The sequence below is a fragment of the Nostoc sp. DedQUE04 genome, assembly GCF_034530995.1.
GTDB lineage: Bacteria > Cyanobacteriota > Cyanobacteriia > Cyanobacteriales > Nostocaceae > Nostoc.
Genome location: NZ_JAVRCA010000117.1, coordinates 1 through 12,633 on the forward strand (window position 1 = coordinate 1; position 12,633 = coordinate 12,633).

The window sequence follows — 12,633 nt, forward strand, 5'->3', positions numbered from 1 at the left end:
GCTCTCGGTTGGTTTAACCACTGTGGTCTATTTACCTGAAAATTGCTGTAATTGAATTACTGCAAACTGAAATTCCAGTACCTTTAAATCGGGAAACGTGACACGGTAATTTTGAGATTCAGCACGTTTTGGTTCGTCGAAGGAGAAAATTACAACTGGATAAATTGGTAAATCATATTTTTCATGCAAGCGTGCAAAATACTTAAACATCCGCTTGGCAAATTCTGACTCAGTATAAGACTGATTTTCAACGTGAATTAAAAAATAAGTTTCCTGTTGCTGATAACGCACTTGCGCTAGCAAATCAATTTCTTTCTTTTCGCCAGATGTGACATCAGTAAATACATCTTGGGGTAAAAACTGGATAGAATCGCGGTCTATTTGGCTGGCTACTTGAGGCAGGAATAAATCGAGAAACTCAACAAAAAATGTAGATATTAATTCTTTGAAAAGCCTGTCATGGTCAATCATTCTAGCAACTCCTCCAACACGGGGCAGATATAGCGTAGCTGACACCAGGGGCAAAATAGTACAAATTTACCTAAAATCGAGGTTTGTAGTATGCCAATGACAAAACTAAAGCCCTTATTCTTTTGTTACAGGTTTGACTTGGATGATTTATCTAAAAACAATAGCTAAAAAGCTTATACACTAATGCTTTCCGCATTCAGTCCTGCCTGAAGTAACCTCTGCTGTAACCTTGTGTACCGCCGTTGGTCATCAGTAGAGCGCACCGCCAGAGATATCGCTTTTTTTGCGCCAACCACGATCGCTAACTTCTTGGCACGAGTTATACCAGTGTAAAACAGGTTTCGGGTCAACATCATATAGTGCTGCATATAGATTGGCAGAATCACCACCGGATATTCTGACCCCTGGCTTTTATGAATAGTTACACTCCACGCTAGCGCAATTTCATTGAGGTCAGCGTAATCGTAAACCACAGTCCGCTCACCATATTGCACTGTAACTTCCTGCTCGACAGTATCAATGGTGAGGATAATTCCCAAGTCGCCGTTGAAAACTTCACGGTTGTAGTCATTGGTTAGCTGGATGATGCGATCGCCCTCGCGTAACAAATTCCCACCTCTGTTAATCTCCACCTTGCTGGGGCTGGGTGGGTTGATCAACTGCTGCAATACTGTGTTCAGGTTACGAGTTCCGATTACTCCCCGTGTCATCGGGCAAAGTACTTGCACATCAGTAGCAGGATTAAAACCTAAGCGTGGAATCAAATCGGTAATCAATTCGCAGATTGCCTGTACACCATGTTCGGGCTGATATCCGCCGCCGTGCCAAATACAGTCAGATTGAGGCGTGTCAGAAATCGGTTCAATCGTGGGATACTGTCCCCGGTTGATTTCGTGAGCAGCAGTGATAATTGCACTTGTTTGAGCTTGACGGAATACTTGGGTCAACCGCACTACTGGCACACGACCAGAATTAATCAAATCAGCAAGTATTTGACCTGGCCCCACAGATGGTAGCTGGTCAATGTCACCCACCAACAATAGTAGAGCGCCAGCTAATACTGCTTTAACTAAGGAGTAAGCCAGAAACAAATCAAGCATCGAAGCTTCGTCAGCGATAATTGCCGTGTGGGGTAAAGGATTTTCGCTATCGCGCTTGAAACCCCTTGAGCGCGGGTCAAATTCCAACAAGCGATGAATTGTCTTTGCCTCCAGCCCAGTCATTTCACCTAAGCGTTGAGCAGCCCGTCCAGTGGGTGCAGCGAGGGCAATAGATTTACCCATTGCTTTCCACAGGCTGACAATGGTGTGAGTTGTGAAGGTTTTTCCAACGCCAGGGCCACCAGTCAAAATCATGATTTTGGAGTAGGCTGCTGTTTCTACAGCTTGGCGTTGCTGTTCTGAAAGCTGGATTTTCCGGCTAGCGGTGAAGCGGTCTATCCAATCACGCACGCGCTCAATGTCAGTATCAACAGGCTTTTCTAAGCGTTGGCGGATCAGTTGAGCTAAATTCTGTTCAGTATGAAAGTAAGTCGGTTTGTAGCAAAGTAGGGTTTTATCCTCATCCCACTCTCTAATCAGTTCATCTGTTAGAGCCATGTCTTTGATGATTTGTGTGATCGCTTCTTCCGTTGGTTGATGGGATTCAGTAGTCAGCAGTTTGATTACCGACTCAATCAGTTCTGGTTGAGGTAGATAACAGTGACCATCTTCGGCAGCTTCACTTAAACAGTGGATAATTCCCGCACGATAACGAAATTCTGAGTCTGGGGCAATTCCTATATTTCTCGCAATCTTGTCAGCAGTTAAAAAACCAATCCCGTAGATGTCGGCTGCTAGCTGGTAGGGGTTTTTGGTAACAGTAGCGATCGCTTCATCCTTATATTGCTTGTAAATCTTCACGGCATAGGTGGTAGAAACGCCATGCCCCTGGAGAAACACCATCACTTCTTTGATCACTTTCTGAGTTGACCAAGCGTTTTTGATTAAAGTAATCCGCTTTTTAGCGATGCCCTGAACTTCAATTAATCGCTCGATCTGGTTTTCGATAATATCAAGGGTTTCAAGCCCAAAGTGAGCTACGATGCGTTTGGCTGTTACTGGCCCAACACCTTTTATGAGTCCACTGCCTAAATATTTCTCAATTCCTGTGATAGTGGCTGGTTTGGTTTCTTGATAATTGATGACTTGGAACTGCGGCCCAAATTGGGGATGGTCACGCCAGAAACCAATTAGCTGTAAAGTCTGCCCTGGCTGGATATTAGCAAAGCTGCCAACAATTGTTGTCAGTTCGTTGCTACGGGGACGGGTCAGCCTTGCCACAGTGTAACCCGATTCAGCAGAGTAAAAAGTTAGGCGTTCTACGACTCCGGTGATTGTTTCGTGTTGAGGAAAGGCGCTTACTTGTTGAGGGGAAAGATTAGGGGGAGTGGACATTGCTTATGATCAGATGCCGCACATCATTATAATACTGGGAGTGGAGCCATCGTAGTACATAAATACTATATAGCATCCCCAACATTAGTGTCATTGACAACTCACCCTAATTTCCCTTCATCACTCCTATATATCATAGCTCTAGGTTTCCTTTTCTTAAGTGAGACTACTGAATATTTGGGTGCTTGAAGAGGGCAGTAGCTTTCGCACTAAAGCGATCCTGCTTATATCTATTTATCAACGAGGTGAGCAAAAACGTTTAGAACAAAGTAGATGACACCTTGAATTGGTAACTCACTTTGTCGGGGATAACTATATTACAAAAACTGCTTACTACATCAGGGTTTTAATCTCATCGAGCTTTTCTTGAAGGACTTGGCGTAATTTAATAAGTCGTGTCTGTTCCAATATTTTTAAATTTATTGATTGGATATCCTTAATAGTTTTGTCCATCTGTTTGTTCTGCTTGGCTTTAGAATTAGAAGTACTATACTGCTCTAGGGTTTGCTTAACTAGTGTTTTAGTTTGGCTCAATGATAGTTTTTCTTCGATGACTCGATTAGTTACCTGAGTACGAATCATCAAAGCTTTAGATTCATCAATCTTCATCTGTTCAGAGGATAATTTATTGAGTTCTCTTACTTTGCTGGTTTCTAACCCTTCAGAGCGAATGACAGTTTTGAGGTCTTCCGGCACTTTAAGAAGAGGAAAGATATTGTTATTAATCGATACTGGATTGAGTTGTAGTCCTAACAAAACTGAGACAATCTCATGTTCCTCATGTTCTTTGAAATCAGATGTTTCTAGCCATTCTTGCTGTGTCATCAAATCAGAATCTTTAATCAGTGCGAGATATTGAAGCTTCTTGCTGCGGACTAGTCGGTTAATGAAAGCATTCAAAAACTTTGGAATCTCGTCTTCTCGCCCGCTCAGATCGGGATACTTATAAATAATTAATCGAATAAGAGCAGTTGCTAAGTCAAGGTCATGAAGTTTTTGGGAGTGAATACTACTTACCAGTTGACCTTCAAAAACTACGACTTCATCTGAAGTTTCTTCTTTAGGTAGAAAAACAGCTTTCAGTTTTGTCATTCCAGCAAATGGAGCTGACCTCCATCTGAGTTCTCCATCAAATATTTTGTAGCGTCCATCAAGTTGTGGAATAAGCACTATTGGGTTTTGCTGACCTTGCCGACGCAGACTTTCTGCTCGTTCTTGGATTACTAATTGAGGAAACGTTTGTCTCGGTTGAGCCGGATCGGGATCTATAAGATTTACTGCAATTTCATGTATCCCTCCTTGAGTAGCCAGTTGATTGGTAAGTTGCTCAATTTGTTGCTCTAATGTAGTTTTTTCTTCTGAACTAAATACATTTGTTCGCAGCTGTATAATTTCTACTTCGAGTTTCTCTATTTGACTTTTAAGTTGGTGAATTTGCTGAGACTGACCTGCTTGGCCAAACAGTTGACTAATTTCTACAGGTTTTTTACTTGGCATTACAGTTCCTCTGTCATCAATTTAATTAAGCTAGTCACAATAGGTTTAAAGTCTTCACTAGCATCATAACCAGGTCGATATAAATTTAAGGGTAATCCAGAACCGCTAGCTTTAAGGTAGTAATTAGATTCTCGGATGTAGGGAAAACATCGGATTCCCATCTGTTTAATTAGAAAGGGAAGAGTTCTCTCAGGCTCAATATCAGTTCTGAGGTTGCCTTTTTTGTCTAAACCTAAAATATCTCGATGTGCCCCAACGCCATATAAATCTACTCGTGTAGGTACAAACCCTAATATTTCAGGTTGAGGTTTCAATCTCAAATCGTCTACTTTACTATAGAACCAATCTAAAAAACCTGCGAAAGCTCCTGTATCTTTATATTCTGGTTTGATAGGAACAAGCACATGTGTAGAAGCTGCTAGTGCAATCAAACCCATAGGCTCTAAGGAGGCAGGAGTATCAAAAATAATCAAATCGCTATTTAAGGGAAAATCTTCTAATCTATCTTTCAGTGTGTAGTGACGGCGATTATAGTTATATATTTCTGCAATGCTTTCTTCGAGAAATTTTCCTCCTTGAATAGCCGTCACCGTGGGAAGATGTTCTGTCCAGAGTGGAACAAGTGGGTAGTCACCTGTAAATGTTTTTTTGAAGACAGCAGCTAGAGACTGCTCCATTGATGCTGGTGTAAGCCTTGCAAAAATACATAGTGAGCCGTTTTGATCGAGTTCTATTAGGGTAACTTTGTAACCTTTGGCACCTACAGCATATGCTAAATGGGTTGCTACCGTGGTTTTACCTGACCCGCCTGCATTACTAGCAATCGTTAGCCGGATCTGCTTTTTAACTGTTTTCTTTTTCATTACAATGTCTTTTAAAACTCAAATCTTTGATAATGGCAACTTGAGACATAATATACGGGTCGGTTATGAAACTAACATTAGTTTCATAACCTTGTATATGACTAAGGTTAATTTCTTCTGGTGTAAGATTCGCTAATTACTCCTGTTTTAGCACCTACCAGTAGCCCACCAATAACATCTTTGAGGTGTAACTTTGGGAAGATATTAGAAAAAAAGGAACATAGCATTGGACTAGCCAATTACAAAGATTAAACTTTTCCAGTCCCATTTGTAGATTAGTTGCCCCTTCTTGAGTCAAATCCAGCAGTTATAGGTTATTCCAGCAATATTTTTTAGCTACTCCAACCTTCCCTTCTTTACGCACTGCACCCCTGCGAATGTCTCGGATGATGTAGGTTTAATTGAGATATTAACTCTCAACATCGCTTATTTCCAGTCGAAACCCGTCGCTACTCCCAAAATCACGATCCTGCTAGACCACGCTTATCACCCTGAACATCTTACAGAGGCATTGAAGTATAAATCAAACAGCCAACCATCTAATTTAATTTCTGCTACGTTGATAAAAAAGATTTCAAAAAATCCTATTGGGGGCTATATGGGGGCTATATATACCCCAAAGATAATTTAGGACTTTGATGAGATTTTGACCCCTATATAGGGTGCATATAGGTGCTAAATGGGGTATATTTGACTGGTTGATATTTTGTACCCCACTTAGCCCCCAAGGGGTTATGATAAACTCTTGAGTCCGGAGAAGAAAGGGGTAGTTATTTTATTCTTCTCTCCTCTACTCCCCCAAATTACCTGAACAGATAATTTTCAAAAATCAAAGTGTATTACTTTTGTATTTATGTCAAACATTCACACGTTACAAAAAATTTTTCCTGCGGGTTTCGATAACGGTTACGGAAGTCTCAAACTTTTAGTCGAAGGGTTTGAAGTAGTTCGTGTCCCCAGCTATATAACCACTGCCGAGATGGAAGATGTTCCAGGGCGTGTAGTTTTTAACGGCACTGCTTACACAGTCGGAGAGTCTGCTTACCGCACAGGAAATTATTTTGACCGCAACACAGACAATAATGAAAATAAAGTCAACAACGCATTATTGACTTTATTGGGTGCATTGGCACATCTACCACACCGTAAGGCTTGGCACTTAAAATTAGTCGTCAGTTTACATGATGTTGCTCTGGCTAATGAACTACAAAAAGTACTAAATGGAGAATATCAGCCAATACTTGCTGGCAAACAATCAGACGTAAAAGTAGAAGTGCTGAAAGTTGTACTAGAGGGTATGGGTGCATTATTTGGGCATCCACTACCAAAAAAATTAACCATTTTAGACTTTGGCAATGGAACAACCCTGTATTCTCGTTACAACCAAGGGAAACGAGAAGTTCACACTGCTTACCCCATCGGTGTAGAAGTTCTCATCGATGATATCTCCCAAAAAATGAAACATTTAAATGGCGGAAAAATTGGAGATCCATCTAAAATCCGATTTTGTTTGGAAATGGGGCATACCCGATACAGCCGTGACATCGATATTAAAGATATATACAGCGCTTCTTTAAAAGATTGGTATGAAAAATACTTGAAGAAAGTGGTGAATCTGACACTTGATGCCAAGCACCAGGGGGATGAAATCTGGGCGATTGGTGGAGGTTGCCTCTTACCAGGATTTAAGAAGCTGTTGGAGAAAAACGGCTTCAAAATCCTGGACAATCCGGTAGAAGCCAATGTCTCTGGGCTTTTAGAGATGGCAAAGACCATTTCTGCCAAGAATCCAACTACTACATCTCTTAAGTAAAGTTATAACAATGGCAGATAAAAAAGACTTAGCACCGGAAAAAATTCGCCTTAAAGATAATTACCGAGAGCGCATATTTGCAGAATCGCAAAAACTAGATAAAAGCTACCTGGACACGCTTTACTTTATAGTTGATTGCTATTTTGTTTTCATCAAGGCTGGATTACCTGCACAACTTTTACCTGACTCACCGATTAATACTCAATCAAACCAACTCACGTCTTGGACTCAAACTCCATTTCCAGAGGAGAAAGAAGAGGATTCTTCAGGAGAAACATTCAGCCTTGATTTTGATTTGTAACCGTCAAATCAATTCAAAATTCAAAATTATCAATTTCATTATTACAATCAGTGGGGGCTTGAAACCCGCCACTGATAGCGTAGCGTTAGCGACGTAGGAGCGTCTTGTAGACCACTGATTCAAACAATCAGTGGGAGCTTGTACCCATAATTAATCAATTCAAAATTTTTGTTTCTTCTTAATTTTGCATTTTGAATTTTGAATTCAAAAAATGGTCAAAGGAAGTTGGCAACGGTAAAGAAGGGGAATTAGCCTTAAGGGTGGTAAGTCGAATGGCACACTTGTTTTGCGTAATTTCCTGGTCTTCCTGGATGAAAGAGTATAGTTTATGTGGACTGAATAATAAGGTATTCAATCCACCATTGTTGAGTTAAGTTACTAATCAGCGACAATCCAGTTAAACCTTGACTCGTCTGAGTCAGCTTTACTCCTGATCCCGATCAATTTTTTCGATATCATCAGGTGTACCAGTGGCAGAAATTTTTGATGTACCAGATTTACCTGCACCGGAATTGCCGCCAGAAGCACCAGCACCACCTGAGTGTTTAGAATCAGTGTTGCCTTGTTCATCTTGAAGCTGTTCAAGGCGGTTTTTTCTTGAGCTTTATCTTTTTGGTCAGCCATATTTTAAAAACATTTTTAGCGTAGCGATTGCTCTTAACTCTACCACTTTCGTTATTCTGGCGACACCAAAAGCAAATGCTCTTAATTGTCAGTTCTGGCGGATAATCAGCTAGTCGGCACGCTCCCCGTAATATCCTTGGAACCAAATCAGCTAAACCTATTTCCAGAAGTGAAACCCACAACAGTACGTAGAGCAGAGGCGCTGGTGATGAGTGCTGATGCTCTGCTAAAGTGGAAGTCCCAAATACTTGAGTATCAACAAAAGGTGAGGGAAAGTCAGCCAGCAAGACAGGTGACGCTGTTTGACCTTGCATCCAACCACTGCGACCCAGACAAGATTGATCCGTTGCAGTTACAGGTGCGTAGGCGTAGCCCGCCGTAGGCATCGCTCTCGTTTTGGAGGATGCCAGCAGACAGCCCCGGCGATGCGTGTCTGTACTTCATCGTTGACTCTGCGGCTGGCCTGATTTTATATGTGGGGGAAACTTGCTGCAAGTTTCAAGCGGTGGAAAGGGATTCACGCCTGCAAGGATTACATCGCCAGCTACCAAGATTTACATTATCGCTATGGGTTGCAAACAGCAGTCAACATCGCTTTTTGGTGGAACACTCCGGTTGACCGACGCGCACGGCAGGAGTTGGAGTTGAGTCTGATTTTGAAGTGGCGATCGCCCTTCAATAAAGAGAACTGGGAGCGGTGGGGACAACCGTTTGGTTAGAAAAAGTAAAGTTTACTGTCAAAGCAAATCCCCTTCAAAAGCACATTTATTAGTTGATTATTATTGATATTGATAGTTATTATTCGGGTTTACCGAACCGCAAAATTCAAGTAACCCGTAATCGTTTTTACTAGCTAAATTAGTGCGGTAATCATCAATTATTTGGTGATAATAACCGAATTTACAAGCTTGTTAGTTCTCAATAATATGGTAATCAAAGCAAAGAATTAAATCCTCAGTTAATTGAGCAAAAAACTACTACTGGTACAAGGGATAAATTAATATGCTAGTTCGTCGTTACAACCCCTGGCAAGAATTGAACACTTTAGAACGTCATATCAACGGCTTATTTGCAGATACAAGAGTCCCATCTGCACGAGTTGAAAAAGGCTTTATCAGAGTTCCGGCGGCTGAGTTGCAAGAAACTGATGATGCTATTCATCTCAAACTATAACTGCCAGGACTAGACGCTAAAGACCTAGATATTCAAGTCACCCAAGACGCTGTTCACATTAGTGGTGAGCGCAAGTCCCAAACTCAAACCGAAAACAATGGCACTACAAGAAGTGAATTCTACTATGGTAAATTCCAACGTGTAATTCCTCTTTCTGCTAGGGTTCAAAATACCAACGTCACCGCAGATTATAAAGACGGTATCTTGAATTTGACACTGCCAAAAACTGAGCAAGAAAAGAACAAAGCTGTCAAGGTTAATCTTGAACTTCCTGCTGCATAGTCTGAAACTACTCTACCGACAATAATTGATTGAGATAATGAAAGCCCAGTTATGAGATGACTGGGCTTTTTTGTATGCGATGTCTACTTTTTGGGGCTGCGCCTACGCTGTTGGTTTTCCTCGCTTGAATGGTGTGGAGGCGATCGCTTCTCTGGTTTCCTCGCTTGAATGAGGGGCGATGTCTACAACGGGCTGTCCGGTGTCGCTCATTTTCCAACAGAACCATCGCAAGTATCCCCCCAAACTGCCATAAATTCTTCCCACTCTTCGTCTGTCTGGGGTGCTTTGTCTTGTGTCAGCCCCACTATTGGCGCTAGCTTCCTGGCTTGGTCTACGCCCTCGCCAAGCTCTATCAACTGGTGTTCGCTTGTTGGGGTCGTAGCCTTGAGCTATCAGCTTTGCATACTCTGTATCGGTCATGCCGAGGTCGTGGGTTTCAGTCAAGGTTGGGCGATCGCATTACACCTTTGCTATGCAGCCAATTGATAAACAGGTCAGCAATCGCTAAGTTCCCGTGTTCAAGCATTTGCAGATGACCGTGACCAGGGAGGCCAACTTCAGGAAGCCAAATAAAATCACCACCGAAGTATTTTGCCGTTTCTGCGTCTACTTTATAAGGATGGCGCGGGTCTTGGTCGCCTGTAATCACACAGATGGGAATATCATATAGTATCTCAGGGTGGCAAATATAAAGCCCTCGTCCTTCAACATTTCTAAGTTCGTTGCTAATCCGCGCACTCTCAGCAACCAAACTGCAAAAGTAATTCTCAAAATTCTCTTGCGGAAAAGTATCTGAGTTGGTGAAGTATTTCTTAGTATCTTCACGCGACTGAATACGTGGACGGTCTTCGGGAAAAACCTCGTGAGAGTTTTTTGTGGTTGCTGGTAACAGATCGGCTGGTGGACTTGGTGCAATGCCTACAATAGCTTTAACAAGTTGGGGATGAGTTTTTGCCGTCTGCCAACCAACAACACCAGACATACTGTGGGTAAGAATAACAGCCGGGCCAATCTGTTGGAGGAGCGCGACAGTAGCATTGATTATCCTCTGATATGACATCAGGGGTAAGTCTGGCACAAAGCCCGATCGACCATGCCCTGGCAAGTCAACAATATAGGTTGAATAGCCAAGTTTTGCCAGATATACTGCCCAACCTTGGCGATTATCAGGTGTTTTAACAAAGCAAGTACCTGTATGAAAGGCACCATGTAAAAGCACAATAGGAACTGAATTTTGGTCTGGTCTGGGTTGGTAATATTGAACGTACATTTGGTACGGAATATCACCAACAAAGAATTCTGTTTCAGTATATGAATTCATGACTCTAACTTTCCTTTCCCCTAGTCAGCTTAACGTGATCTCGACGGATAGAAAAGCCCAAAAAGGTTGCTAGATATGAATTTACTTAACTGGGCGATCGCGGGAACATCCTCTCTACGAGACACTACTCGCGTTCGTTTGAATGCCGCGAATAGCACGTTTGCCTATGCAAGATAGAGGCAGGCGATTGTCTACGGCAGATCGTATATATCTAATTAGGGGGCTTTGCGTTTGATGAACTTGAGCTTCTTGCTTAGGCTATTTGATTTGATAACATCAGTTGATTTTGCATTGCATAATTCCCCAGATAGTCAGGTAAATATTGAGACAGATATGCGGGCAATGTATAATCCCACTCGGATGAAAAATATTGCAAAAGCTACCCATAATTTACTCAATAAAATTAGCAGTTGTTGCCCCAAATGCAATATCCCTTGTTTTGAAATAACTGAAATAATTCAGGGATTACCCTGTGAATTTTGTCAGTTCCCAACCACCTTACCACTAACCGCAATTTATCAATGTAAAAAATGTGGGTTTAATCAAGAAAAACTATTTCCTAATGGTATAGAATTTGCGAATCCAGCCCAATGTATGTACTGTAACCCGTAGGGTATCTCTACACGGGGAGGATTTGGGGGATTGGTCTAGAATTGGGATTTCTGAGGGTGCAATTACATAGTATGGTTCCCATTTTATGGGGCGCAATCGCTTATAAATAGAGCAAATAAAATCTTAGTTAATCAATTGATTCTTGCACTCCAATAACTTTTCAAACATCCTCTTAAAGATGGAGGAAGCGTCTATACTTGACATTGATTAAAAGATTATCGAATAAAAAAACCGCTGTTTAATCCACACTTAGATGCTTTGATCCAGAAAACTATTAAAAACTTCATTTGAGTCCGTGGTGTATAATCCAAGATGTGTCTTTTTTCGCATTCTCTAAGTAATGCAACAGTTATATTTTAAACTTTAAACTTACATACGTGTTTCATGCCTCGAAAAACTACAGTCCCATCGCAATCAATTAAAGTAACTCCGCTGGCTCTGTCTCAATTACATATCCGCTTAGAGTTTTTAGAAAAAGAACATCAATCACTACTCAAACAGATCAAGAGAAAGCGCACAGAACTGAAGAACTTTGTTGAACAGATGCGTTCTTTTGGCACAGAATTTCTCAATAAAGCTAGTCCCGGTTTCCGAAAAATGGCTGAGTTAGACCAGGAAATCCATGCTCTGTTTGAGGAGATTTTTACTACTAGAAAGTTCGGTAAACAAACCCTCAAAAATATACAAGCAGTTTACCGTAACCTACAGGTAACTGGAGCCATCAGTCTAAAACCCAACAGCCAACAGTTAGATACATTAGACGAATCGTTTGACAATGAAGATTCCCAATCAGATTTTTCAAAGGAAACTAGTGAAGAACAGCATCAATATTGGCAAGGACAACAGTCTGTAGACTCTGCCTCTGTAGCCAGAACAGATGATCAAAGAAAAATTCGTCAAACATTTCTGAAATTAGCTGAAATCTTTCACCCTGATAAAGCTAGAGACAGTGAAACACAAAAGTCTCACACAGAAATCATGAAAGAAATCAATAAAGCTTACCAAGAGGGGGATTTAGCAAGACTTATTGAAATTGAACGAAGTCAACAACCCTTAGAAATTATTGACAATAATAACGAGGATGATTTAACCCGTAGATGCCGAACTCTAGAACAGCACAATCAAATCCTCCTGGCTCAATATGAAAAACTGAAACAGGAACTGCGTTTGACAAAAAATACTCCAGACTGGAGTTTAGACTAAAAGCAGGCGATCGTTAACAAAAGAGTGTACGTGTCGTT

At 41.3% G+C, this 12,633-nt stretch carries 10 protein-coding genes and 3 pseudogenes; 6 read left to right on the forward strand and 7 right to left on the reverse strand.

All coding sequences use genetic code 11. The features are described from left to right. Positions 1 to 27: 27 nt before the first annotated feature. From RM049_RS38310 to RM049_RS38325, 4 genes are all read right to left on the reverse strand, one after another. Positions 28 to 471, reverse strand: a complete 444-nt coding sequence (locus RM049_RS38310; RefSeq protein WP_322707972.1) for an Rpn family recombination-promoting nuclease/putative transposase — start codon at positions 469 to 471, stop codon at positions 28 to 30. Between the two features lie 173 nt (positions 472 to 644). Then, complete coding sequence (locus RM049_RS38315; protein ID WP_322707973.1) at positions 645 to 2,906, reverse strand: ATP-dependent RecD-like DNA helicase; 2,262 nt, start codon at positions 2,904 to 2,906, stop codon at positions 645 to 647. A gap of 333 nt (positions 2,907 to 3,239) precedes the next feature. Beyond that, the gene (locus tag RM049_RS38320) at positions 3,240 to 4,403 is read right to left on the reverse strand and encodes a ParB/RepB/Spo0J family partition protein (protein ID WP_322707974.1); all 1,164 of its coding nucleotides are present in this window, start codon (positions 4,401 to 4,403) and stop codon (positions 3,240 to 3,242) included. Next, a complete protein-coding gene (locus RM049_RS38325) occupies positions 4,403 to 5,266 on the reverse strand; it encodes a ParA family protein (protein ID WP_322707975.1) in 864 nt (287 codons plus the stop codon). The genes RM049_RS38320 and RM049_RS38325 overlap by 1 nt, the downstream gene beginning before the upstream one ends. 853 nt (positions 5,267 to 6,119) lie before the next feature. On the opposite strand from RM049_RS38325, the gene RM049_RS38330 reads away from it, so the two are divergent. Both RM049_RS38330 and RM049_RS38335 read left to right on the forward strand, forming a co-directional pair. After that, positions 6,120 to 7,079, forward strand: coding sequence for a ParM/StbA family protein (locus RM049_RS38330; protein ID WP_322707976.1), 960 nt, complete (start codon positions 6,120 to 6,122; stop codon positions 7,077 to 7,079). Positions 7,080 to 7,089: 10 nt separating this feature from the next. Then, positions 7,090 to 7,380, forward strand: a complete 291-nt coding sequence (locus tag RM049_RS38335) for a hypothetical protein (protein WP_322707977.1) — start codon at positions 7,090 to 7,092, stop codon at positions 7,378 to 7,380. Between the two features lie 581 nt (positions 7,381 to 7,961). Here the strand turns inward: RM049_RS38335 and RM049_RS38340 are convergent. Then, positions 7,962 to 8,390: a hypothetical protein gene (locus tag RM049_RS38340; protein ID WP_322707978.1), complete on the reverse strand. Its 429-nt coding sequence runs from the start codon at positions 8,388 to 8,390 to the stop codon at positions 7,962 to 7,964. Between the two features lie 87 nt (positions 8,391 to 8,477). Here RM049_RS38340 and RM049_RS38345 point away from each other — a divergent pair, with 87 nt between their 5' ends. Beyond that, a complete protein-coding gene (locus tag RM049_RS38345) occupies positions 8,478 to 8,723 on the forward strand; it encodes a hypothetical protein (RefSeq protein WP_322707979.1) in 246 nt (81 codons plus the stop codon). A gap of 283 nt (positions 8,724 to 9,006) precedes the next feature. Beyond that, positions 9,007 to 9,459: pseudogene (locus tag RM049_RS38350) on the forward strand (Hsp20/alpha crystallin family protein). 102 nt (positions 9,460 to 9,561) lie between these two features. Here RM049_RS38350 and RM049_RS38355 read toward each other — a convergent pair. Both RM049_RS38355 and RM049_RS38360 read right to left on the reverse strand, forming a co-directional pair. After that, positions 9,562 to 9,903: a hypothetical protein gene (locus RM049_RS38355; protein WP_322707980.1), complete on the reverse strand. Its 342-nt coding sequence runs from the start codon at positions 9,901 to 9,903 to the stop codon at positions 9,562 to 9,564. Further along, the gene (locus tag RM049_RS38360) at positions 9,896 to 10,780 is read right to left on the reverse strand and encodes an alpha/beta fold hydrolase (RefSeq protein WP_322707981.1); all 885 of its coding nucleotides are present in this window, start codon (positions 10,778 to 10,780) and stop codon (positions 9,896 to 9,898) included. The genes RM049_RS38355 and RM049_RS38360 overlap by 8 nt, the downstream gene beginning before the upstream one ends. 267 nt (positions 10,781 to 11,047) lie before the next feature. Between RM049_RS38360 and RM049_RS38365 the strand changes: the two are divergent. Then, positions 11,048 to 11,392 (forward strand): annotated as a pseudogene (locus tag RM049_RS38365) (DUF6671 family protein); the annotation flags it as partial. Positions 11,393 to 11,776: 384 nt separating this feature from the next. Next, positions 11,777 to 12,580: pseudogene (locus RM049_RS38370) on the forward strand (J domain-containing protein); the annotation flags it as partial. Positions 12,581 to 12,633: the final 53 nt, after the last annotated feature.